Below are 22,695 nucleotides of genomic sequence, written 5' to 3' on the forward strand. Positions count from 1 at the left end.
GCCGTTCAGCCGGCTGCCACCAGCCCGGCCATGTGGCCGCGCGTGAAGGCTTCCTCGAACACCGAATACCCCGACCAGTCGCTGTGGGCGAACGCCAGGCGCGCCGTGGCCGGCGTAGGCAGCACGGCCACGCGCTCGCCGCTGGCCAGGCGCACGCGCTTGTCGGGCGCGCGGTAACGGCCCGGCTGGTGCAGCCAGCCCAGCAGCCCCGGCGTGGGGATGGACATGGCGTGCCCATAGCGCGTGACGTCCACGCGCGTGGCGCGCTGGGCCAGGTCGGGATGCGGGCCGGCCAGTGACTGCATGGCCGCCTGCGCCCAGTGGGCCCAGGGCTGGGTGGCCAGTTGCTGGCGGCCATCGGGCAGATCGCCCAGGGCCTGGTAGTAGGTGAGCACCGTGGGCCCCGGGCGCGGGTCCAGGCGCTGGTGACCAGCATCCACGTAGCCCAGACCGCCCGGGTTGGCATCGGCATACAGCACGTTGTCCCAGGCCGGCGCGGCGCCTGCGCGGTCGGTCAGCGGCGCATCGATGTGGATGTTGGCCACCAGCCACGGCGCCCAGGACAGGCGCTGCGCTGTTTCGGTGAGAAAGGCGGGCGGGTTGCGCACCACGCGTGCAGCCAGGAACACGGGCAGCGCCACCACGCAGCGCGGCGCCTGCCAGCGCTCGACATTGCCCGAGGCATGGTTGAGCGCCTCCACCTCCACGCCATGGCGCCCCTCGGTGATGCGCAGCACGCTGGTGCCCGTGGCCAGTTGCCCGCCTTCGCGCAGCGGCACCGCCAAGCGCTGCGTGAGCCAGCCATTGCCCTCGGGCCAGGTGAGCACGCCCTCGCGGTCATCGGTGCCTGCGTCGCCCGGCGCATGGAAGCCATGGCGGCTGGCGAAGTAGTGGATGCCGGCCCAGGCCGATACGCGCGCCATGCCCGCACCGTAGTCGTCGCGGCAGCAGTAGTCCAGGTACCAGCGCAGGTGTGCATCGTCCAGCCCCTCCTGCGTGAGCCAGGCGCCGAAACTCAGGGCGTCGAGCGCCTGGTGCGTGGGCGACAGCGGCCGCTTGCCATCGAAGGCCTTGAGCATGGGCATGGTGAAGCGCGCCGCCTTGGACAAGGCATCCACCCGCTCCGAGAACCGGCGGTACTGGGCCAGCGTGGCCTCGCCCACGCCCTGCACCGGCAGCAGGCCTTCCTGCCATTCACCCTCGAAGTAAAGGCGCTCCTGCGGGCTATGGCACAGGTGGCGCTCGTCGTAACGCCAGCGCCCAGCCACGCGCTGGCGCAGGCCCAGTTCTTCGAGCAGGTCCTGCACCTCGCCCGCGTCGTCGCCGGGCACGGGCAGGTAGTGCGCGCCCATGGGGCAGGCGATACCGCCGACCACACCGCCGCGGCTGTTGCCGCCAGGCTGGTCTTCGAGCTCCAGCAGCGCAAAGTCCTCCACCCCGGCCAGGCGCAGCGCGCGCGCCGCGGCCAGCCCTGCCACGCCGCCGCCGGCGATGATGACCTGCGCACGCCGCACCACGGAAGGCTCGGGCAGGCGGCCCTTTTGCAGCAACTCGCGCAGCGCATGGCCGCGCTCCATGTCGATGCCGGCAAAGCCACCATCGAGTGTGCGCGGCGCCTTGTCGCAACCCTGCAGCAGTCCGCCTGCGGCGAACAGGGCGCCAGCCTGCAACAGTTGCCTGCGGCGCGGAGATGGCGGGAGAGAGGGGGGCGCAAGGGACATGGAACCGTACTCTACGTCACCCGCAACCCAGTCCCCGGCAACGGGGGTCAATCTTTCCAGCGCGCCTGGATCTCCAGCAGCCGGGGCAGCTGCGCGATGAACACCTCCACCATCCCAGGGTCGAAGTGCTTGCCCGCCTGGGCGCGCAGGTGGGCCAGGGTGTCCTCGATGCTCCAGGGCTCCTTGTAGGGCCGGCGCGCCGTCAGTGCATCGAACACGTCTGCCAGGGCGACGATCCGCGACTCCACCGGGATCGCCTCGCCTGCCAGGCCCTGCGGGTAGCCACTGCCGTCCCACTTCTCGTGGTGCGTGAGCGCAATGGAGTGGGCCAGGCGCAGCAAGCCTGCGGGGTGCTCGCCGATGATCTCGGCACCGATCTGGGGATGGCGGCGCATGGTGTCCCATTCGCCAGCGTCGAGCGGGCCGGGCTTGCGCAGCACGGCATCGGGGATGCCGATCTTGCCCACGTCGTGCATGGGCGCGGCGTTCAGCAGGTCTTCGGCCCAGGCGGGCGAGTGGCCCAGCGCCAGCGCCAACACATGGGCGAAGTGGCTCATGCGGATGACGTGCATGCCCGTCTCGTTGTCCTTGTACTCGGCGGCGCGGCCCAGGCGCTGCACGATCTGCAGCCGCGTTTCGCGCAGTTCCTCGGTGCGCACCAGCGACAGGTGCGTGCGCACGCGGGCGCGCACCACGGGGGCGCTCACGGGCTTGGTGATGTAGTCCACGCCGCCCACGTCGAAGCCGCGCGCCTCGTCCTGCGCTTCGGTGAGCGCGGTGACGAAGATCACCGGTATGTTCGCGGTGGCGCGGTCGGCCTTCAGGGCCTGGCACACGCCGTAGCCGTCCATCTGCGGCATCATCACGTCGAGCAGCACCAGGTCGGGCCGCTGCTGCTGGGCGATCTGCAGCGCGCGCGCCCCGTCGGTGGCGAACAGCAGGCGAAAGTCCTCCTGCAGGATGTGGCGCAGCACCTGCAAATTGGTGGGTTCGTCGTCCACCAGCAGCAGGCGCGGGCGGTGGTCTTCCAGCACGGGGGTCATGCCATCTCCTGGGGGGGCGTGGGCGCCTGCAGATGCGCACGCAAGGCCAGCAGGCAGGCCCGCGCCTCGTCAAAATCGAAGCGATCCAGCGCCTCCTGCAGGCTGTTGAGACTGACGGCCGACAGCTCGCCCTCCAGCACCGCCAGCGGAGCATCGGCCAGCTCCCCTTGCGCCAGGGCTGCGACCAGGGCATCGATGGCGGCGAGAACACGGCTGCGCTCGGCGGGCGGCAGCGGCACCGGTGAGGAGGCCGTGCCCTGCAACTGGGCGTCAGGCGCTTGCGGATGGAGCAGGGCGACGCGCACCGCGTCGAGCGCGGTGGCCAGGGCCAGCAGCGCTGCCTGCACTGGAGCGGCATCGCGCGCGCGGGCCGCATGCTCGATCTGCCCGGCGAGCTGCTGCACCACGGGCAACGCCAGGTTGGCGGCCGCGCCACGCACGCGGTGGGCACGTGATTCCAGGCCCTCCCAATCGTCCGCCTGGTGCGCGGACAGCAGGCCCGCCAGCGCCACGCCGCTCTCCTGCATGAAGCGTTCGATGGCCTCTCGCAGGTAGCGCGCCTGGGTCCACAGCCGCACACCACGGTCCCACTCGATGGCGGCCGGCAACGGCGCCTGCGGCGGCCTCAGTGCGCGCATCCCCTGCAGCCCGTCGGGGGCCTCCAGGCTGCCAAAGGCACTGGTGACGGCAAACACCGGGTCAGCGCCATCTTCACGCACGCCGATCACGCGCGCGATCTCGGCCATGAGCCGCACCGGCTCGACCGGCTTGCTCGCAAAGCCATCCATGCCGGCGGCACGGGCATTGCGGCGGTCCTGCTCCAGGACGCTGGCCGACAATGCCACGATGGGCGTGGCCTTGCGCTGCCGGGCCTGCTCGAAGCTGCGCAGGTGGCGGGCGACCTCCAGCCCGTCCATGTCGGGCATCTGCAGATCCATGAGGATCACGTCGAAGCGTTCTGCCGCAAAGGCTTCCAGCGCCTGCGCGCCACTGCCTGCCGTGGTGATCTTGTGACCGCCGCGCTGCAGCGTGATCTGCAGCAGCTCCAGGTTGGCGGGCACGTCGTCCACGGCCAGCACACGCAGGCTGGGCAAGGGTGCGCGCAGCCAGTCCCGGGCCGATGCACTGCCATCCACCGGGGCCTCGCCTGTGCGCAGCGGCAGGCGCACGGTGAAGGTGCTGCCGTGGCCCACGCGGCTTGCCACCGCGATGGCACCGCCCATGAGCTCCGCCAGCTGGCGGGCGATGGTGGTGCCCAGGCCCGTGCCGCCGTAGCGGCGCGTGGTGGAGGCATCGGCCTGCGCAAAGGGGTCGAAAATGCGTTCCACACCCGCCGCGTCGATACCGATGCCGGTATCGGTCACTTCCAGCACCAGTTGCGCATTCACGCCCGACACGCGCAGGGTGACACGTCCTGCGTGGGTGAACTTGATCGCATTGCCCAGCAGGTTGAGCAGCACCTGCTGGATGCGGAAGGCATCGCCCTGCCAGTACGTGGGCACCGTGTCAGGGTAGTCGAGCACCAGCTCCAGCCCCTTCTTGGCTGCGGTGATGCGCAGCGAGGCGAGGATCTGCTCGCACAGCTCACGCAGGCTGAAGTCGGCCACTTCCAGCTCCACCGCGCCCTTTTCGAGCTTGGCGGTGTCCAGGATGTCGTTGAGCAGGCGCAGCATGGAACGCGCCGCATGGTGCACCGTGCCCAGGTGGCGGCGCTGGGTGCTTTCGAGCGGGGTATCGAGCAGCGCCTCGGTGAAACCGATGATGGCGTTCATGGGCGTGCGGATCTCATGGCTCATGTTCGCCAGGAAGGTGCTGCGCGCCGCTGCCGCGTGCTCGGCCTGCTCCTTGGCCGCGCGCAGGTCGGTCTCCATGCGCCGGCGCACGGTGAGATCGGTGGCGAACTTGACGATCTTGAAGGCCCGCCCCTGGGCGTCGAAGATAGGGTTGTAAGTGGCCTGGATCCAGACCTCGCGCCCGTCTCGGCCCAGGCGCAGGTATTCTCCGGCATCGAACTCGCCCTGGCCCAGGCGCGCCCAGAAGGCCTGGTAGGCCTGGCTCTCGGCGTACTCCGGCGTGCAGAAGATGCGGTGGTGCTGGCCTTCGATCTCGGCGAGCGTGTAGCCCATGAGGTCCAGGAAATTCCGGTTGGCGGTGAGCACCTTGCCCTTGAGGTCGAACTCGATCACCGCCTGCGACCGGCCGATGGCCGTGACCGTGCCCACGAACTCGGCGTTCTGTGCCTTGGACGCCGTCATGTCGGTGATCACGCCATCGATCCACCGGACTTCCCCCTGCGGCCCCGCGACGCCTCGGCCCGTTTCGGACACCCAGCGGATGCCGCCATGCCGCGTGTGCAGCCGGTACTCCAGCACATAGGATTCGCCGGTGTCCAGGGCGCGCGCCACCTGCTCACCGATGCGTTCGGCATCGTCCTCGTGGATGATGCGGCCAAAGGAGATGCGGCTGTGCAGGAAGTCCTCGGCCGGCCAACCGGTCAGGGCCTCGACCGCATCGCTGATGAACAGCATGGACCAGTCGGCGTCGTACCGGCAGCGAAACGCCACGCCCGGGATGTTGCGCACCAGCGAACGCAGTTGCTCCTCGCCGCGCCGGCGCTCCTGCTCGATGGCCCGGCGCTCGGTCAGATCGGTCAGGAACCCCACGAGCACCGGCGGCCCCGGCAGGTCCACGCGGCCGACCACCAGGCGCACGGGCACCAGGGCGCCGTCCTTGCGCACCACGTGGATTTCCTTGTCCTTGCCCACCTGGCGCGCTTCGCCCCGGGACAGGTCGCGCGGCAGGTAGCTGTGCGGCGTGTTGGCATAGGCGGGGTCCACCAGCATGCGCACCGGCTGGCCCACGGCTTCCTCGGCGGTCCAGCCGAGCATCCGCTGTGCCGAGCCGTTGAAGGACCGGATGGTGCCGTCCGAATCGGCCATGATGATGGCGTCCATGGCCGTCTCCACCACGGAACGCAGGCGCGATTCGCTCTGTTCGGATCTGCGCAGCAGCCAGCGGACCCGCAGGCCGATGTTGACGGTGGTGACCACCAGGCCCACCAGCACCGCCATCAGGGCGATGGCCAGGGCCATGTACCTGGCTTGCTCGGGTACTGGCCCCAGGAGATCGGGTCTGCCGGACACGCGCACGGCCGCGATGCTGATGTAGTGCATGCCGGCGATCGCCAGGCCCAGGACCAGGCCGCCGAGCAGCGTGCTCAGCCAGGGGCGGCGCGTCCAGGCGCGCTGCATGCCAAAACGCAGCCACAGCGCCAGGATGGCCATGCCCACCGCGAACACGAGGGAGGCCAGGAAGCCCACCACGTCGTAGCGGATCAGCGGCGCCGCATCGGATGCCGACATGCCGGCGTAGTGCATGACGCCGATTCCCACGCCCACCAAGGTACCACCCCAGGTGATGGAGCGGCGGGTGGGCTGCTCCTGGGTGAGCACGTGCAACGCGATCCACGAGGCCACCAGGCTGGGAAGAAACGACAGCGCCGTCACCCAGGGCTCGAAATGGCCACTGGCGCACAGGTCAAACGCCAGCATGCCCACGAAATGCATGGACCAGACGCCCCCGCCCAGCGCCACCGCCCCGGAAGCCACCGTGAGGTTGCGGCGCAAGCGGTCGGGTGCGCGCAAGGCCAGCGCTGCCAGGTGCAGCGCCATGAGGGAAGAGGCGATCGCGAGCGCGACCGACAGGGCCACCAGCCAGGGGTCGTGCCCCCAAAGGTTCTGTAGATCCTGCTCTGCGCCGACAACGAAGAATCTCTCGAGCATCGGGCGGACGAATGTAAGCGTTGGCTTCCATTTTGCAGGGAACCCCGTGAGCGATTTACCCACGTGGCCGGTAAGCCCTACAACTCCCCGATTTGTTACATCCGCGCGGCATGGATGCAACAGCACGGGTTCAGCGCCCCGGCAAATGCCGATGTGGTGCGGACCTCTGGTCTACGAAACTGGCACGCCCCATACCAGAGCAGCCGTGCAAGGGCCGCCCCGCCGCACTGGCTGCGTCCCCCTTCCCGAATTGCGGAGCAATTCGAGAGAAGGGGTGAAGCCGCGCAGCGCCTCAGGGGGTTGTTCCGAGTTCAGTGCGCAACCACTTTGCCCCATTCACGCTCGTAGGTGTGCACCAGCGCCTGGTTGGACAGGCGGTTCACCTCGGCCGGCAGGCGCGCCATGTCGAGCGGAAAGTCGAACAGCAGGGGCAGCGTGCCCGCGCTCAGGAAGCGCAGGTCGGCAGGCAGTGCCTCGGGCATGCGCCAGGGCCGGCGGCTGGCCACCACGAAGCCCCACTCGCCGAAGCTGGGCACATGGGCATGGTAGGGCGCCGTCTGCAGGCCCACGGACTCGATGGTTTGCACCACGGTCCAGAAACTCTGGCGTGCCACCAGCGGCGAGGTGGTCTGCACCACGGCATAACCGCTGGCCGCCAAGCGCTTGTCCAGCAGCGCATAGAAGCTGTTGGTGTAGAGCTTGCCGATGGAAAAATTGGTGGGATCGGGAAAGTCGACCACGATCACGTCGAACAGGTCATCCACCGCATCGCCGCCATCCGCCTTGGCGTCCTTGCCGTGCTGCAGCCACTGGAAGGCGTCGGTGTTGACCACGTGCACCTTGGGCGAGCGCAGCGCCTCGCCATTGAGCCGGGCGAGCGTGGGGTTGTCGCTGAACAGGCGCGTCATGGCCGGGTCCAGCTCCACCAGGGTGACGGACTCGACCGAGGGGTACTTGAGGATCTCGCGCACGGCCATGCCGTCGCCACCGCCGAGCACGGCCACGCGCCGGGGTGCGCCGTGCGCCGCCATGGCGGGGTGGACCAGGGCCTCGTGGTAGCGGTACTCGTCGCGCTCCGCGAACTGCAGGTTGCCGTTGAGGTACAGGCGGTGACCCAGCTTGCCGTTGGTGACGACGATGCGCTGGTAGGACGACGCGGTGCTGAAGACGATGCGGTCCTGGTAGAACTTGTCTTCGGCAAAGCTGGTGATGTGGTCCGCGCCGAGCAGGCCCGCGAACAGCAGCCCTATGACGGCGACGCAGGCGAAGGCATGCGCGCGCAGGCGGCGCAGCTCATCGCGGAACAGCCACACCGCCCACAGCGCCACGGCTGCATTCATGAGCCCGAACAGCAGCCCCGTGCGGATGAGCCCCAGGTGCGGCACCAGCAGCAGCGGAAAAGCCATGGACACGGCCAGCGCGCCCAGGTAATCGAAGGTCAGCACCTGCGAGACCAGGTCCTTGAGCGCCACGTTGCGCCTCAAGATGCGCATGACCAGCGGAATCTCCAGCCCCACCAGCGTGCCCACCATGAACACCATGCCGTACAACAGCAGCCGGAAGGCCCCCGGCGCATAGGCGTTGGCCAGGAACAGCGTGGCCGGCAGCGCGCCGCCAATCAGTGCCACCATCAACTCGATGCGCAAAAAGTGCGCAGGCAGCTGCCGCTCGAAATAGCGCGACAGCCAGGAGCCCACGCCCATGGCGAACAGGTAGGTGCCGATGATGGTGGAGAACTGCAGCACCGAGTCGCCCAACACATAGGACGCGAGGGCACCAGCCGCCAGCTCGTAGAGCAGGCCGCAGGCGGCCACGACGAACACGCTGGCCAGCAGCGCAACGTCGATGGGGCGTGCGCCCGAGGGGGCGGAGGCGGAGGGGAGGGAGGTAGGGTTTGAGGACAAGCCGCTATTGTGCTGCGAATGGGAAAGGTGCAAGCCGAGGGCACCTTCCGGAAGTCCCCCGCCCCAAGGCCGGCGTCAGAACTGGTAGTTCACGCTGACCAGCAGGCTGCGCGGGGCGCCCGGCATGGCATCGCTGCGCCAGTATTCCTTGTCCAGCAGGTTGGAGATGGCGGCCGTCGCCGTCCATACGCCCTGGCGCCAGCCCACCAGCGCATCCCAGCGGGTATAGCCGGGCACGCGCGAGGTGTTGGCGGCGTTGAGCCAGCGGGCGCTGGTGTGCGTGGCGCCGATTTCCCCGTACCAGGGGCCTTGCGGCGCGTAGCGCACGAAGAAGTTGCCGTTGCGCAAGGCGGTGTCCACCAGGTACTTGCCCACCAGTGCGGGCTGCAGCTTGTCCTCGGTGACCTTGGCGCTGGTCACGCCCACGCCGCCGCGCACGTACCACGACGAGGCCACACGGCCTGCCGCGCTGAACTCGATGCCGCGCGAGCGCTCCTTGCCGCGCACGGCCCAGGTGAAGGGATCGTTGACCGCGTCGGGGCGGTAGCGGATGTTGGCGTGCTCGAGCTGGTACACCGACAGCTGGGTCGAGAGCGCGCCGTTCAGCCAGTCGCTCTTGACGCCCACCTCGACCTGGCGCGAGTGCTGGGGCTCGTCGTCGTAGACGGCGGTGGGCGCAACGTCCACGCTGATCATGCCGCGCCCGCCGTAGGGCGAGTAGCTCTTGTTCCACGAGGCGTACAGGCTGTGCTCGCGCACCGGCTGCCAGACCGCGCCCAGGCGCGGGCTCACCGAATCACCGTCGTAGCCACGGCCCACGTTGGTCAGCAGGTTGGTGCTGTTGAAGGTGAAGCGGTCATAGCGCAGGCCGGCCAGCAGCTTCCATTCGGGCGTGAGGCTGACCAGGTCCTGCACGTACAGGGCCTGGCCCTCGGCCTTGTGCAGGTTGTGCTGGGTCGGGTTGCCCTGCGCCGGCTTGGCGCCCCAGGCGATGGGCTGCAGCGGGTCGTAGCTGAAGGTGGACGCCGGCTGGCCGATGCGCGGGTGGCGCTTTTCCTCGCTGGCCTCGGCACCGACCAGCACCTCGTGCTGGATGCCGCCGGTGCTGAACTTGCCCGTCAGGTCGACGGTGTTGGACAGGGTCTCGTTGGCCGTCTGCTGTCAGGCGTAGTTCGGCCGCACCTGGCCGCGCCACGCGCAGGCGGCGCCTGCGGTGGTCTGGCCCGCCGTGTTGCAGTAGGTGCCGGCGAAGTAGTGGTCGAAGTCCTGGCTGGCCTCGCGCTTGCTGGCCACCCAGCGCACGCTCCAGGCGCTGTTGAAGTCGTACGACAGGTCCGAGCGCAGCACGCGCAGGCGGTCTTCCACCTGGTCATCCGGGTGGGCGAAGCCCTTGCGGATGGAGACACCGGGCGGCAGCTGGTCGTAGACCGGCCCCCGGTCGGGCACGCGCCAGATGTTGTCGTAGGTGTACTGGCCACTCCAGCGCAGGCCGGTGCGGGTATCGACCAGAATGCTGGGCGAGACCATCTCGTTCCGGTTGCGGATACCGCTGCGGAAGCTGTCGGCCTGCTCGCGGTCGGCCGTCAGGCGCACGGCCACGTGGTTGTTGATGACCTTGTTGATATCGAGCGTGCCGCCGTAGTTCTCCCACGAACCGCCGCGCAAGGTGACGCTGCTCTTGGCATCGAAGCGGGCCTGCTTGCTCACCAGGTTGACGATGCCGCCGCCGCTGCTGCGGCCGTAGAGCACCGAGGCCGGGCCTTCAAGATCTCGATGCGCTCCACGTTGGCGGTGCTGCGGCGCACCTGGCCGGATTCGCGCACGCCGTCGCGGTAGATGTCGCCCGAGTCGGCGTTGAAGCCGCGGATCATCACGCCCTCGCCGCGCATGTCGTACTTGGTGTTCACGCCGGGCACGCCGTCGAGCATCACCGCAAGGTCGTTGATGCCATAGCTCATAGAGCCTGTTCAATGCCTTTTTGCACCCGCTTTGGAGTGCAATCGGGATGAGTGGATGCTTCGGATGCGCCGCATGGGCTCGTGCCCATGCAAGCAGCCGGGGCGTCCAATCGCCCGATTTCACTCCAACCCGGAGGGCAAGTGCCTTTTCGGGCGGTCTGCGGCGTTGCGGCGCTTGCCAATAGCCGCGCTATTGGCTGCACCCCGCGCCTTGCATCCCATCCCGAAAAGGGGCTTGCGCGGCTTCAAAAAGACATTGAACAGGCTCTTTACTTGTTGACCTCCAGCGTGTCGATGGTCTGCGGGATGTCGCGCGGCGCCAAGTAGGTCTTGGTGGCCGTGGTCACGCCCTCGGGGCGCACATCGTCGGCGTCGTATTGCGAGCCTGTGACCTGCACGGCAGGCAGTGCGGCATCGGCCTGGGCCCAGGCCTGCTGCGCCGTGCCCAGTACGGCCAGCAGGCTGGCTGCTGCGGTGGCGGTCCAATGAAAACGGGCAGCCTTGTTGCTGCCCGCAGGGTGCTTGTGTGCCATGGGTACTCCAGATATTCGAACGTGCAGCCCCCTCCGGCCGCTACCGCTCACACGAAGTACACATTTTAATACAAACGATAATTATTCTTATTCAATTTTTGACACACCAAGGGACAAACGCGAGCAGGGCCCGTGAAAGCCCGTTGGAATCCGCCACCCCCTGCCTCAATGGATGGCGGCGGCGACGATGAGGCTGATGCCCAGGCACATGGCAGCCACCACGACGCCCAGCGCCACGTTCTGCTTCTCGACGATCTCGCCCCACAGGTCATAGGGCGTGATCTTGTCGACGACGATGAAACACACCCAGAAGATGACGACGCCGATCAGCGCGTACAGGATGGACCCGAGGAACGCCGCGGGCTTGAGCCATTCGATTCCCATCATGGTGGAAGCTCCTTGATAAATTGCTTACTTGTGTCCGCCGCCGCTGGAATAGCCGCCGAACGAGCCGCCCGAGCTGCGGTAGCCGCTGCCGGACGATCCGGAACAGTTGCTCAGCAGGATCAGCAGGATGATGATGACGATCGCGATGATGATGATGGTGCCGCAACCCAGGCCCGATTTGGCCACGAAGGGCCCCGGGTCGTCGCGCTGCAGCACATCCTTCTTGTCTTCGAGCTTGAAGGCCTTGACCACGGTGTCGCTGGCCAGCTTGTCGCCCGAGGACCAGGTCACCTCGTTGGGTGTCTGCTCCATCGACAGCAGGCCCTTGGCGCTGGCGAAGTCGCGGTTCGACGTTTTCTGGCCGCGCGTGACCTGCCAGTAGAACTCGCCGAGCACGTAGGTGGTCTCGGCCTCGTAGCTGTATTTCAGCTGGTAGGTGGTGCCCAGGTAGGTGGCACTGCGGCCGCTGGCGGCCATCTGCGGGGCGCCGGTGGTCGGGCGCACCATGCTCCAGCCGTCTTCGGCGTCCACCAGGAAGGCGAAGCCGCGCTTCTGGTTGTACAGCAGGTACTCGCTCCAGCCGAAGTGCTCGTCGTCGCCCGGCTCCACACCCATGCGGTGCTGGAAGCCCACCACCTGCCAGTGCACGCCCTGCAGCTGGCCCTTGCTGCCCAGCGGGATGATGGGGCGCACGGGCTCGTCCTGCTCGGTCGATTGCAGCTCGCCGCCCACGCCGCTGTCCAGCGAGATGATGCTGGCGCACGATCCGCAGGTGATGCTCTTGGTGGTCGACAGCTGCACCTGCACCGGCGCACCGCAGTGCGGGCAGTTGAACTGGCGACCCTTCTCGTCCTTGGCCGATTCTTCCTTGAGGCCGGTGAGCTTGAGGTCTTCGAGCAGCACGGCGCGGCCGCGCTCGAGGTGCGGCGGCGTGTGGCCGTAGTCAATGCTGAGCACCTCGCCATCGGCGCTGCGCAGCTCGACCATGTCGAAGGGCTGGCCCAGCGGCGGCAGCTTGGGCAGTTCGCCCTGGGCCGAGATCAGCGAGGCGCTGCCGCTGAAGGCGACGGAATACGACTTGCCGGCAATGGCGGTGGTGGCGCCGATGCGAAAGCGGCTGGCTTCGGGCAGCTCGCGCCCGGCCTCCATGGGCCGCGTGAAGACGTAGGCGCCGTTGTCCTCGCCCAGGCTGGCCAGGGTGCCGTCCTGCAGGAAGGCAGCCCATTCGGTCCAGACGCCGGCCTCGGTCTTGTACTGCAGCCGGCCGATGAGCGTGAAGGGGGTGTCCTTGCCGTCGAGCTCGATGCGTCCGCTGGCCATGAGCTGCAGCGGGCTGTGGTCGTCGAACAGCTCGGCCATCTTGCCCACGCGCTGCAGCACGTCACCGCTGCGCACCACGGTGCTCTGGCAGTAGCCGCATACGGCGTGCGTGGACTGCGCGCTGCGGAATTCAACCGGCGCGCCGCAGCCCGGGCAGGGCGCACGGTAGGAACGCTGTGTAGGGTCAGTGGCCATTCGGGCGGTGCCAATGGCGGCCGGGTGCGGCAATGCAGGGGCCCATCAGCCCGCTGCTGCCCGCACGCCAGGCGCCGGTAGCGAAGGTAGGTTGCGCCGGCCTCAGATCAGCTTCTTGAGCAGTTCGGACTTCTTGGCGTCGAACTCTTCCTGCGTGAGGATGCCCTTGGACTTGAGTTCGCCCAGCTTCTCGAGCGTGGCCATCACGTCCTCGGGCTTCACACCGGAGGCTGCTGCCACGGCCGCTGCGGCAGGGGCCGCGTTGCCGCCGCCCTGCAGGCCCTGCTGCAGGTTCTGCGCCATCACCTGGCCCAGCGCCACGCCGGCACCCAGGCCCATGGCGTCGCCCGCAATGCCGCTGCCGCCACCGCTGTTCTCGGCGAACTTGGGGATGGCCTGGGCGGTCTGGTACTGCATGAACTTGGCCATGTCGTTGCCGACCATGCCCATGCCGATCTTCTGGTCCAGGATCTTCTGCAGCTCTTCGGGCAGCGAGACGTTCTGCACCGTGAGGTTCTCGATCAGCAGGCCGAGCTTGGCGAACAGGGGGGCCAGCTCCTTGGTCAGCGCATCGGCGAACATGACCTGGTTGGCCGCCAGGTCCAGGAAGGGCAGGCCGCTGCCGGCAATGGCGTTGCTGATGTTCTGCAGCACCAGGCCGCGCAGCTGGCCTTCGAGGTCGGCCACGGGATACGACTCGCGCGTGCCCGAGATTTCGGTGTGGAACAGCTTGGGGTCGGCAACACGGAAGGCGTAGTTGCCGAAGGCGCGCAGGCGCACCGCACCGAAGTCCTTGTCACGGATGGTGATGGGCTGGGGCGTGCCCCACTTCTGGTCGATCTGCTGGCGCGTGCTGAAGAAGTAGACATCGCTCTTGAAGGGCGACTCGAAGAGCTTGTCCCAGTTCTTGAGGTAGGTCAGCACCGGCAGCGTCTGCGTGGTGAGCTTGTAGGTACCGGGGCCGAAGACGTCGGCCACCTTGCCTTCGTTGACGAAGATCGCCATCTGCGACTCGCGCACCACCAGCGTGCCCCCGTTCTGGATTTCCATGCCGCTCATCGGGAAGCGCCATGCCAGCGTGCCGTCGCCTTCCTCCGTCCACTGGAGGACGTCGATGAACTGTTTCTTGATGAAGTCCATGAGGGCCATGTCTGCTCCCTAGTGCGTTGCCGCAGTTGAAAAGATGTCCATCATAGCAACGGGGTCGCCAGGGTCTGAGGGATTTTTTGGCCCCACTGCGTGACGGATTTAACGCCGGGGCGCTTGGGGTTTTGCGGGGGGCTTTGCAATAGTTTCAATGCGTGGATTAGCAGTTTTCAATTGGTGAATGCTATTGAGAATCCCTACCATCAACACCATGCCTGCCCACCCCCGTGCAGGCGCTGATTGGAAGAAGGAATCCACCATGGCCCACATTCGCCAACTCGCCCGCCAGAACCAGACCATGCTCAAGAAGACCGGCAGCTACTACCTGATCCACATCAGCGTGGCGGCCATGGTGGCCTATGCCGTCACGGGCAACCTCTGGGCTTCGCTCACGCTGAGCCTGCTCGAACCCACGGTGCAGGCCGTGGCCTTCTTCTTCCACGAAAAGGCCTGGGACCGTGCGGCACGCCGCCGCGCGGCCGAGGCCGGCGATGCCCTCCCCGCAGCTGCTTGAAGCCATGCACCAGCGCTTTGTGGCCTGGCTGCTGCTCACGCTGGCGGCCTATGCGCAGTCCCGGTGAACGCCGGCTGTGGCGTTCAGTGCCCTTCGAAATCGACCAGGGTGTAGAGCGGCAGGCCTGATTCCTTGAGGCGCTGCGAGCCACCCAGCTCGGGCAGGTCGACGATGGCCGCGCCCTCGGTCACCGTGGCGCCGAGCTTTTCCAGCAAGCGCCGGCCGGCCATCATGGTGCCGCCGGTGGCGATCAGGTCGTCGATCAGCAGCACGCGGTCGCCGGGCTTGACGGCATCGGTGTGCAACTCCACCGTGGCGCTGCCGTATTCGAGCTCGTAGGTCTCCTCCACCGTGGTGAATGGCAGCTTGCCCTTCTTGCGAATCGGCACGAAGCCCACGTTGAGCTCGTACGCCACCACGGCGCCCAGAATGAAGCCGCGCGCATCGAGCCCGGCCACCACATCGGGGCGCAGGGCCTTGTCCATGTAGCGGTGCACGAAGGCATCGATCAGCACGCGAAAGACCTTGGGGTCCTGCAGCAGCGGTGTGATGTCGCGGAACTGCACGCCGGGTGCCGGCCAGTCGGGCACGGTTCGGATGTGCTGGCGCAGGTACTGGTTGACGCTGAGGGGCTGCATGGGGTGTGGGGTGGATGGCACAAAGGCTGCGAGTGTAAACACCAGCCCCTGGGGTCGGCGGACCGCAAGCCCCGAATGCTGACCCATAATGGAACTAGGGCCTGCGGTGTGCAGGCTGCCTCTCTTTGCCCTGAAAAACCAGATCGGCCATGCCCATCTCCGTCCTGTTGATCGAAGACGACCGGGAGCACGCACGGGCGCTCGTCGATGCATTGGTGGACCCCTGGCTGGGCTGGCGGGTGGAGGTGGCGCCCTCGCTGGCACAGGCCCAGGCATGGCTGGAGAACCACACCCCGGACATTCTGCTGGTCTGCCAGCATTTCGAAGACGGATCGGCCTACGACGTGCTCGAGCGCATGGGCCGCATCCCGGCCTTGATCATCGTGGACGCCGGTGCCGACGCCCAGGCGGCGCACGCAATGCGCCATGGCTTTGCCGACTTCACCATCCGCGACCCCGGCTGCAACTACCTGCTGGCCCTGCCCGCTCAGATCGAGGCCGTGCTCGAGCGCAGCAGCAGCGTGCGCGCCCGCCGCGCCGCCGAGGCCATGCTGGCACGCCAGCACCGGCTGCTGCAGGCGATCTCGCGCGCGCAGGCAGTGTTCATTGCCAGTTCGGCCCCGCGCGCTGCCTTCGATGCGCTGCTGCACGAGCTCATGGAGCTGACCGGGAGCCGGTTCGGGCTGGTCGGGCAGGTGCAGCGCACGGCCGAGGGCAAGCCCTTTCTGCGCATGCATTCCATGACCGACGTGGCGTGGGACGAGGCCACGCGCGCGCGCTACACCCGGGACGCGGAGGAGGGCCGGGTCTTCGACGACCTCGATTCCCTGCCCGGCCAGGCGATGCTGACCGAAAAGCCCGTGGTCATCAACGATGCAGCGGGCGACAGCCGCAGCGCCGGCATGCCGCCGGGGCACCCGCCCGTGGTCTCGTACCTGGGCCTGCCCATCCTGGCCTCGGGCGAGCTCGTCGCCGTGGTGGGGCTGGCCAACCGGCCAGAGGGCTACACCGCAGCCGACGTGCAGTTCCTGCAGCCGCTCTTGAGCACCGTGGGCCAGTTGGAGCTGGCGCGGCGGGCCGAACTCGCGCGCCGGCAGGTGGAGCAGGAGCTGGCGCGCACCAGCGCGCTGCTGGCCGAAAAGACACGCGCGCTGCAGAGCACGCTGGCCAGCGTGTCGCAGGGCATCACCAACGTCGATGGCGAAGGCCGCATCCGCGTCTACAACCAGCGCTACCTGGAGCTCCTGAACCTGCCCGAGGAACTGCTCGCGGGCGAGCCCCGGGTGGAGGAGGTGGTGCGCTTCCAGACCGAGCGCGGGGACTTCGGCACGGGCTTTCAGCTGATCGAGTCCAAGGCCCGGGACTATGTGGGTGCCGAGTACGCCGCGCACGGGGGCAAGCTGACCATGCCGGACAGCTACATCCGCCGCACGGTCGCGGGCCGCTTCATCGAGGTGCGCACGCGCCCGCTGGAAGGGGGCGGGCGCGTGCGCACCTTCACCGACGTGACCGACTACCTGGGCGCGCTGGAGGCCCTGCGCGAAAGCGAGGCCCGCTGGCGCAGCCTCACACAGCTGTCCTCCGACTGGTACTGGGAGCAGGATGCCGAGTTCCGCTTCGTGCGCCTGGAGGGCAGTCCGCAGAACAAGATGGACCTGCCCGACAACCAGCTCTACGGCCTTGCGCGCTGGGAACTGCCCAACACCTTTGCGGACGATGGCCAGTGGCGCGCGCACCGCGAACAGCTCGAGCAGCGCCAGGTGTTCCGCAATTTCGAGATCCAGCGCATGTCGGCGCAAGGGGACCCCCTCTGGGTTTCCATCAGCGGCGAGCCCATTTTCGATGCCGAGGGCCAGTTCACCGGCTACCGCGGGCTGGCCCGCGACATCACGGAGCGCAAGCGCGCCGAGGCCGAGATCCAGCGCCTGGCGTTCTACGACGAACTGACCAAACTGCCCAACCGGCGCCTGCTGCTTGATCGGCTGGAGCGCGTGGCGACTGCCTGCGAGCGCGACGGCCAGCATGGCGCCCTGCTGTTCCTGGACCTGGACAACTTCAAGGGCATCAACGACACGATGGGCCATGAATGGGGCGACCGACTGCTGGTGCAGGTGGGCATGCGCCTGCGTGCCAGCGTGCGCGCCACCGACACCGTGGCCCGCCTGGGGGGCGACGAATTCGTGGTGGTTCTGCAGGGCCTGAGCAGCGAGGAGACAGGCGCCGCCGTGGAATCGGAGGCCGTGGCCCAGAAGGTGCTGCAGGCCCTCAACGAGCCCTACGACATGGATGGCAGCGAGCTGCACAGCACGCCCAGCATCGGCATTGCCCTGTTCAGCGACCGGCAGCAGCCCGTCAACGAACTGCTCAAGCGGGCCGACCTGGCGATGTACCAGGCCAAGGCCCAGGGGCGCAACACGCTGTGCTTCTTCGATCCCGCCATGCAGGCGGCGGCCACGGCACGCTCGGCGCTGGAGGGCGACATCCGCCAGGGCATACAGCGCAATGAGTTCTTGCTGCACTACCAGCCCGTGGTCAACGCCACCGGCCAGACCATGGGCGCCGAGGCCCTGGTGCGCTGGCAGCACCCGCAACGCGGCATGGTGCCGCCGGGCCAGTTCATTCCACTGGCCGAGCAGACCGGCCTGATCCTGCCCTTGGGCCAGCGCGTGCTGCACCTGGCCTGCGAGCAATTGGCCCGCTGGAACCGGGAGCCGGCCACCCAGGCCTGGACCGTGGCGGTGAATGTCAGCGCGCAGGAGTTTCGCCACACCGAATTCGTGCCCCAGGTGCTGCAGGCGCTGTACACCACGGGCGCCGACCCCGGGAGGCTCAAGCTGGAGCTGACCGAAAGCCTGCTGCTATCGGACGTAGAGGAGAGCATCGTCAAGATGCAGGTGCTGCGCAACCTGGGCGTGGGCTTCTCGCTCGATGATTTCGGTACCGGCTACTCGTCGCTCTCCTACCTCAAGCGGCTGCCGCTGGACCAGCTCAAGATCGACCAGAGCTTCGTGCGCGACGTGCTCACCGACCCCAACGATGCCGCCATCGCCTGCACCATCGTGGCGCTGGCGCACAGCCTGGGCCTGGACGTGGTGGCCGAAGGGGTGGAGACCGAAGGCCAGCACGACTTTCTGCTGCGCAACGGCTGCCAGCAGTTCCAGGGCTATCTCTTTGGGCGGCCCGGCCCCGCAGAAGCGCTGCAGCCCGGCTGACCCGGCCTGTCAGCCTTTGAGCAACCTGGCTTCGGCCAGGCTCAACGCTGCGGGGTGGCCCGACAGCACCAGCGTGTCGCCCTCGGCCAGCGCCGCATCGTCCGCCGCAGCACTCACATGGCCGTTGGCACGGCGCAGGTTGACCACGCGCACGCCCATGGCCGGCAGGGCCAACTCGCCCAGCGCCTGGCCTAGGGTCTTGGAGCCCGAAGGCAGGGTGACGGTGGCCAGGCGCTCCTGGTCGCGCTCGTTGACGGTGTCGTCGTCGGCCCCGTGGAAGTAGCCGCGCAGCAGGTTGTAGCGTGCATCGCGCTGGTCCTGCACCAGGCGCAGCACGCGGCGCATGGGCACGCCGACCAGGGCCAGCGCGTGGCTGGCGAGCATCAGCGAGCCTTCGATGGCCTCGGGCACGACCTCGGTCGCACCGGCATCCCGCAGCTTGTCCAGGTGCAGGTCGTCCTGGGTACGCACCACCACCGGCACCTGCGGCGCATGGGAGCGGGTGTTGGCCAGCACCTTGAGCGCGGCCGGCACGTCGATGTAGGTCACGGCCACGGCGCTGGCGCGCACCAGGCCAGCGGCCATGAGCGCCTGCAGGCGCGTGGCATCGCCGTAGACCACCGAGTCGCCAGCGGCGGCGGCCTGGCGCACCCGGTCCGGGTCCAGGTCGAGCGCCATGTAGGGGATTCCTTCGTGCTCCAGCATGCGCGCCAGGTTCTGGCCCGAACGGCCATAGCCGCAGATGATCACGTGCTTGCTCGAATTGATGGACTTGCGCGCAATGCTCGTCATCTGCAGCGATTGCTGCAGCCAGTCGCTGGCCACCAGCTTCATCACGATGCGGTTGGCGTACATGATGAGGAAGGGCGTGGCCAGCATGGACAGCACCATGGCCGCGAGGATGGGGTTCATGAGCGCGGGCTGCACCAGGTTGTTGTTCTGGGCCAGCGACAGCAGCACGAAGCCGAATTCGCCGGCCTGCGCCAGGTACAGCCCGGTGCGCAGCGAGACCCCCGTGGTCGCCCCCATGCCCCGCGCCAGCACCAGGATGACCACCAGCTTGAGCGTGATCGGCACCACCAGAAGCGCCAGCACCAGGCCCCAGCGGTCCACCAGGATGTGCCAGTCCAGCATCATGCCGATGGTGATGAAGAACAGCCCCAGCAGCACGTCGTGGAAGGGGCGGATGTCGGTGCCCACCTGGTGGCTGTACTCGGTCTCCGACACCAGCACGCCGGCGATGAAGGCCCCGAGCGCCAGGCTCAGGCCGGCCTCTTCGGTCAGCCAGGCCAGGCCCAGCGTGATCAGCAGCAGGTTGAGCATGAACAGCTCTTCGCTCTTGCGGCGCGCCACCAGGGTCAGCCACCAGCGCATCACGCGCTGCCCGCCGGTGAGCAGCAGGCCCACCAACACCGTGGCCTTGAGCAGGGCCCAGGCCAGGGCCACCAGCAGCTTGTCGGGCGAGGAGCCCAGCGCCGGGATCAGCACCAGCAGCGGCACCACGGCCAGATCCTGGAACAGCAGGATGCCCATGACATTGCGGCCATGCTCACTTTCGAGCTCGGCGCGCTCGGCCATCAGCTTGACCACGATGGCGGTGCTGCTCATGGCCATCACGCCCGACAGGGCCAGTGCCGTCTGCCAGCCCATCTCCCAGATCCCGCCCACCAGCAGCGAAAGGACCAGCGAGCCCCCGCCCGCCAGCGTCATGGTCACCACCACCTGCATGAGCCCCAGGCCGAACACCTGGCGGCGCATGGCGCGCAGCTTGGGCAGGCTGAACTCCAGACCGATGGCGAACATCAGGAACACCACGCCGAACTCGCCCAGGTGCCGCACCCCTTCGGAGTTCTGGGCCAGCGCCAGCGCATGGGGACCGATCAGCACGCCTGCGGCCAGGTAGCCCAGCATGGGCGGCAGTTTCAGGCTGCGGCAGACCACCACGCCCAGCACCGCGGCCAGAAGGTAGAGCAGGGTGAGGGCGAGTGAGGACATAGGCTGATGCTATCCGAGCCCGGGCAGGCCGGTCGATAGAATCGTGGGATGACGCCCGTTGCCCCCGTGCTCCCCCCCTTCGATGCCGAACAGGCCCTGCGCCTGGCCCGCGAGACCTTCGACATCGAAGCCGCCGCCCTGAACGCGCTGGCCTCCCGCGTGGATGCGCGCTTTGCACAGGCGGTGCAGATGGCACTCTCGATCCGCGGCCGCGTGGTGGTGATGGGCATGGGCAAGAGCGGCCATGTGGGCCGCAAGATCGCCGCCACCCTGGCCTCCACCGGCACCCCGGCGTTTTTCGTGCACCCGGGCGAAGCCAGCCATGGCGACCTGGGCATGGTGACCGAGCACGACATGGTGCTGGCCATCTCCAACAGCGGCGAAAGCGGCGAGCTCACGGCCATCCTGCCGGTGCTCAAGCGCCTGGGGGTTCCGCTGCTGGCCCTGACCGGGGGCCCGGACTCCACCCTGGCGCGCCATGCCGACCTGGTGCTCGACTGCAGCGTGGACCGCGAGGCCTGCCCGCTGAACCTGGCCCCCACTGCCAGCACCACGGCCCAGCTGGCCATGGGCGACGCGCTGGCCGTGGCCCTGCTCGATGCACGGGGCTTCAGGCCCGAGGATTTCGCGCGCTCGCACCCCGGCGGTGCCCTGGGCCGCAAGCTGCTGACCCATGTGAGCGACGTCATGCGCTCGGGCAGCGACGTGCCGCGCGTGGCGCCTGAGGCCTCGTTCAGCGAGCTGATGCGCGAGATGAGCGCCAAGGGCCTGGGCGCATCGGCCATCGTCGACCCTGCCGGCCAGATCCTGGGCATCTTCACCGACGGCGACCTGCGCCGGCGCATCGAGGCCGGTGCCGACCTGCGCGCCGCCAGCGCCGCCGAGGTCATGCACCCATCGCCCCGGCGCATTGCCCCCGATGCCCTGGCCGTGGACGCTGCCGAGCTCATGGAAGCCCACGGCATCACCAGCGTCCTGGTGGTGGCGGCGGACGGTGTACTCGCCGGCGTGGTGCACATCGGCGACCTGATGCGCGCCAAGGTGATCTGAGCCATGGCGACCCCCCTTTCCATGCAACAGCCGGCCCTGAACTTCGCACCCGAGCTGCTGCTGCGCGCCCAAGGCGTGCGGGTGGCGTTTTTCGACGTGGACGGCGTGCTCACCGACGGCAGCCTGCTGTTCACCGACGCCGGTGAAACCATCAAGCGCTTCAATACGCTGGACGGCCACGGCCTCAAGCTGTTGCAGAAGGCGGGCATCACGCCCGCCGTGATCACCGGGCGCGACTCGGCCCCGCTGCGCGTGCGCCTGAAAGCCCTGGGCGTGGAGCATGCGGTCTTCGGCACAGAGGACAAGCGCCCCGCAGCCGAGGACATCCTGGCCCGCCTGGGCCTGTCCTGGGCGCAGGCCGCCGCCATGGGCGACGACTGGCCCGACCTGCCGGTGATGCGCCGCAGCGCCCTGGCCTGCGCACCGGCCAACGCCCAGGCCGAGGTGCGGCAGAACGCCCACTACATCACTGCTGCGCGCGGTGGCGATGGCGCTGCACGCGAGTTCTGCGATCTGCTGCTCGTGGCCACGGGACACTACGCCCGCCTGCTGGCAGACTACACGGCATGACGACTTCTCCCATGCACCTTTGCACCACCACGCCAGCCCCACAGGCAGGAGGCCGCCCATGAGCCGCCGCCGCATGCTCCAGCAAAGCTGGGAGCGCATCACCCTGTACCTGCCGGTGCTGATCATGGGCCTGATGGCCCTGGGCACCTGGTGGCTGGTGCGCAATGCCCCCATGCCCCTGGCCCCGGCCGCCGAGAAGGCCCGGAGCAACCAGCCCGACTATTCGATGAAGGCCTTTTCGGTGAAGAGCTTCGATGCCAAGGGCCGACTGCAAAGCGAGGTGCAGGGCGACCTTGCACGCCACTTCCCGGACACGGACACCCTGGAGATCGACCTGGCGCGCATGCGCTCGGTGGCCATCGACGGACGCCTGACCCTGGCCACGGCCAACCGGGCCCTGAGCAATGCCGACGGCAGCGAAGTGCAGCTGTTCGGCAACGCCATCGTCACGCGCGAGCCGCTGCCCGCCCGCCCCGGTGTGGCCGCCCAGCCGCGCATGGAGTTCCGCAGCGAGTTCCTGCACGCCTTCACCCAGACCGAGCGCGTGCGCTCGGACAAGCCGGTGGTCCTGACCCGGGGCAACGACCGCTTCACGGCCGATGGCATGGACTACGACAACCTGGACCAGGTGCTGCAGCTGCACGGCCGGGTCAAGGGCCTGCTCATGCCCGGCGCCGCCAAGTAACCCGCTGTAGGCGCCGCCATCAGGCGCATCTCACCCCACCAC

The 22,695-nt window shown here is 68.2% G+C and carries 17 protein-coding genes and 1 pseudogene; 5 read left to right on the top strand and 13 right to left on the bottom strand.

The window, feature by feature from the left end; genetic code table 11:
• Positions 1-5: 5 nt before the first annotated feature.
• The 11 genes and pseudogenes from ACSQ3Y_RS01145 to ACSQ3Y_RS01195 all read right to left on the bottom strand — a co-directional run bounded on the left by ACSQ3Y_RS01145 (position 6) and on the right by ACSQ3Y_RS01195 (position 13,992).
• Entirely contained in the window at positions 6-1,721 is a 1,716-nt protein-coding gene (locus ACSQ3Y_RS01145; protein ID WP_436176163.1) for an NAD(P)-binding protein, read from the bottom strand.
• A 47-nt stretch (positions 1,722-1,768) separates the two neighbouring features.
• Positions 1,769-2,764: a response regulator gene (locus ACSQ3Y_RS01150; protein WP_436176164.1), complete on the bottom strand. Its 996-nt coding sequence runs from the start codon at positions 2,762-2,764 to the stop codon at positions 1,769-1,771.
• Positions 2,761-6,546: a PAS domain S-box protein gene (locus ACSQ3Y_RS01155; RefSeq protein WP_436176165.1), complete on the bottom strand. Its 3,786-nt coding sequence runs from the start codon at positions 6,544-6,546 to the stop codon at positions 2,761-2,763. Before ACSQ3Y_RS01155 ends, ACSQ3Y_RS01150 begins: the two co-directional genes overlap by 4 nt.
• Before the next feature lie 311 nt (positions 6,547-6,857).
• Entirely contained in the window at positions 6,858-8,450 is a 1,593-nt protein-coding gene (locus tag ACSQ3Y_RS01160) for a polyamine aminopropyltransferase (RefSeq protein WP_436176166.1), read from the bottom strand.
• Positions 8,451-8,525: 75 nt separating this feature from the next.
• The gene (locus ACSQ3Y_RS01165) at positions 8,526-9,533 is read right to left on the bottom strand and encodes a TonB-dependent receptor (RefSeq protein ID WP_436176167.1); all 1,008 of its coding nucleotides are present in this window, start codon (positions 9,531-9,533) and stop codon (positions 8,526-8,528) included.
• A 78-nt stretch (positions 9,534-9,611) separates the two neighbouring features.
• Entirely contained in the window at positions 9,612-10,199 is a 588-nt protein-coding gene (locus ACSQ3Y_RS01170; protein ID WP_369818170.1) for a hypothetical protein, read from the bottom strand.
• Positions 10,154-10,408: a TonB-dependent receptor plug domain-containing protein gene (locus ACSQ3Y_RS01175; RefSeq protein WP_369818169.1), complete on the bottom strand. Its 255-nt coding sequence runs from the start codon at positions 10,406-10,408 to the stop codon at positions 10,154-10,156. Before ACSQ3Y_RS01175 ends, ACSQ3Y_RS01170 begins: the two co-directional genes overlap by 46 nt.
• Before the next feature lie 272 nt (positions 10,409-10,680).
• Positions 10,681-10,941, bottom strand: a pseudogene (locus tag ACSQ3Y_RS01180) (TonB-dependent siderophore receptor); the annotation flags it as partial.
• Between the two features lie 165 nt (positions 10,942-11,106).
• Entirely contained in the window at positions 11,107-11,328 is a 222-nt protein-coding gene (locus tag ACSQ3Y_RS01185) for a DUF350 domain-containing protein (protein ID WP_082604034.1), read from the bottom strand.
• A gap of 24 nt (positions 11,329-11,352) precedes the next feature.
• Positions 11,353-12,843, bottom strand: a complete 1,491-nt coding sequence (locus tag ACSQ3Y_RS01190; RefSeq protein ID WP_057266952.1) for a DUF4178 domain-containing protein — start codon at positions 12,841-12,843, stop codon at positions 11,353-11,355.
• 102 nt (positions 12,844-12,945) lie between these two features.
• Positions 12,946-13,992 carry an SPFH domain-containing protein gene (locus ACSQ3Y_RS01195; protein ID WP_436176168.1) on the bottom strand — a complete coding sequence of 349 codons (1,047 nt, stop codon included), beginning with the start codon at positions 13,990-13,992 and terminating at the stop codon, positions 12,946-12,948.
• 256 nt (positions 13,993-14,248) lie between these two features.
• On the opposite strand from ACSQ3Y_RS01195, the gene ACSQ3Y_RS01200 reads away from it, so the two are divergent.
• The gene (locus tag ACSQ3Y_RS01200; protein ID WP_436180071.1) at positions 14,249-14,503 is read left to right on the top strand and encodes a DUF2061 domain-containing protein; all 255 of its coding nucleotides are present in this window, start codon (positions 14,249-14,251) and stop codon (positions 14,501-14,503) included.
• 83 nt (positions 14,504-14,586) lie between these two features.
• Here the strand turns inward: ACSQ3Y_RS01200 and ACSQ3Y_RS01205 are convergent, their stop codons facing one another.
• Positions 14,587-15,141, bottom strand: coding sequence for an adenine phosphoribosyltransferase (locus tag ACSQ3Y_RS01205; protein WP_436176169.1), 555 nt, complete (start codon positions 15,139-15,141; stop codon positions 14,587-14,589).
• A gap of 149 nt (positions 15,142-15,290) precedes the next feature.
• On the opposite strand from ACSQ3Y_RS01205, the gene ACSQ3Y_RS01210 reads away from it, so the two are divergent.
• Positions 15,291-18,353 carry an EAL domain-containing protein gene (locus ACSQ3Y_RS01210; RefSeq protein ID WP_436176170.1) on the top strand — a complete coding sequence of 1,021 codons (3,063 nt, stop codon included), beginning with the start codon at positions 15,291-15,293 and terminating at the stop codon, positions 18,351-18,353.
• Positions 18,354-18,362: 9 nt separating this feature from the next.
• On the opposite strand, the gene ACSQ3Y_RS01215 is transcribed toward ACSQ3Y_RS01210, so the two are convergent.
• Positions 18,363-20,348 carry a monovalent cation:proton antiporter-2 (CPA2) family protein gene (locus tag ACSQ3Y_RS01215; RefSeq protein WP_057200542.1) on the bottom strand — a complete coding sequence of 662 codons (1,986 nt, stop codon included), beginning with the start codon at positions 20,346-20,348 and terminating at the stop codon, positions 18,363-18,365.
• A 48-nt stretch (positions 20,349-20,396) separates the two neighbouring features.
• Here ACSQ3Y_RS01215 and ACSQ3Y_RS01220 point away from each other — a divergent pair, with 48 nt between their 5' ends.
• Genes ACSQ3Y_RS01220 through lptC form a run of 3 tightly spaced genes read left to right on the top strand, consistent with a single transcriptional unit; the run spans position 20,397 to position 22,653 of the window.
• Positions 20,397-21,398 carry a KpsF/GutQ family sugar-phosphate isomerase gene (locus ACSQ3Y_RS01220; RefSeq protein ID WP_428003049.1) on the top strand — a complete coding sequence of 334 codons (1,002 nt, stop codon included), beginning with the start codon at positions 20,397-20,399 and terminating at the stop codon, positions 21,396-21,398.
• Positions 21,399-21,401: 3 nt separating this feature from the next.
• Positions 21,402-21,968 carry a KdsC family phosphatase gene (locus tag ACSQ3Y_RS01225; protein ID WP_436176171.1) on the top strand — a complete coding sequence of 189 codons (567 nt, stop codon included), beginning with the start codon at positions 21,402-21,404 and terminating at the stop codon, positions 21,966-21,968.
• Positions 21,969-22,026: 58 nt separating this feature from the next.
• A complete protein-coding gene (gene lptC, locus ACSQ3Y_RS01230; protein WP_057200539.1) occupies positions 22,027-22,653 on the top strand; it encodes an LPS export ABC transporter periplasmic protein LptC in 627 nt (208 codons plus the stop codon).
• Positions 22,654-22,695 lie beyond the last annotated feature (42 nt).

This window comes from Acidovorax sp. LjRoot66 (genome assembly GCF_964253305.1).
Taxonomy (GTDB): domain Bacteria; phylum Pseudomonadota; class Gammaproteobacteria; order Burkholderiales; family Burkholderiaceae_C; genus Acidovorax.

Bases quoted from the DNA above. Each gene is read 5' to 3' on its own strand.
- ACSQ3Y_RS01175 (WP_369818169.1), bottom strand. From the start codon at position 10,408: ATGAGCTATGGCATCAACGACCTTGCGGTGATGCTCGACGGCGTGCCC.
- ACSQ3Y_RS01150 (WP_436176164.1), bottom strand. From the start codon at position 2,764: ATGACCCCCGTGCTGGAAGACCACCGCCCGCGCCTGCTGCTGGTGGAC.
- ACSQ3Y_RS01210 (WP_436176170.1), top strand. From the start codon at position 15,291: ATGCCCATCTCCGTCCTGTTGATCGAAGACGACCGGGAGCACGCACGG.
- ACSQ3Y_RS01215 (WP_057200542.1), bottom strand. From the start codon at position 20,348: ATGTCCTCACTCGCCCTCACCCTGCTCTACCTTCTGGCCGCGGTGCTG.
- ACSQ3Y_RS01145 (WP_436176163.1), bottom strand. From the start codon at position 1,721: ATGTCCCTTGCGCCCCCCTCTCTCCCGCCATCTCCGCGCCGCAGGCAA.
- ACSQ3Y_RS01225 (WP_436176171.1), top strand. From the start codon at position 21,402: ATGGCGACCCCCCTTTCCATGCAACAGCCGGCCCTGAACTTCGCACCC.
- ACSQ3Y_RS01205 (WP_436176169.1), bottom strand. From the start codon at position 15,141: ATGCAGCCCCTCAGCGTCAACCAGTACCTGCGCCAGCACATCCGAACC.
- ACSQ3Y_RS01155 (WP_436176165.1), bottom strand. From the start codon at position 6,546: ATGCTCGAGAGATTCTTCGTTGTCGGCGCAGAGCAGGATCTACAGAAC.
- ACSQ3Y_RS01185 (WP_082604034.1), bottom strand. From the start codon at position 11,328: ATGATGGGAATCGAATGGCTCAAGCCCGCGGCGTTCCTCGGGTCCATC.
- ACSQ3Y_RS01190 (WP_057266952.1), bottom strand. From the start codon at position 12,843: ATGGCCACTGACCCTACACAGCGTTCCTACCGTGCGCCCTGCCCGGGC.
- ACSQ3Y_RS01200 (WP_436180071.1), top strand. From the start codon at position 14,249: ATGGCCCACATTCGCCAACTCGCCCGCCAGAACCAGACCATGCTCAAG.
- ACSQ3Y_RS01220 (WP_428003049.1), top strand. From the start codon at position 20,397: ATGACGCCCGTTGCCCCCGTGCTCCCCCCCTTCGATGCCGAACAGGCC.
- ACSQ3Y_RS01195 (WP_436176168.1), bottom strand. From the start codon at position 13,992: ATGGCCCTCATGGACTTCATCAAGAAACAGTTCATCGACGTCCTCCAG.
- lptC (WP_057200539.1), top strand. From the start codon at position 22,027: ATGAGCCGCCGCCGCATGCTCCAGCAAAGCTGGGAGCGCATCACCCTG.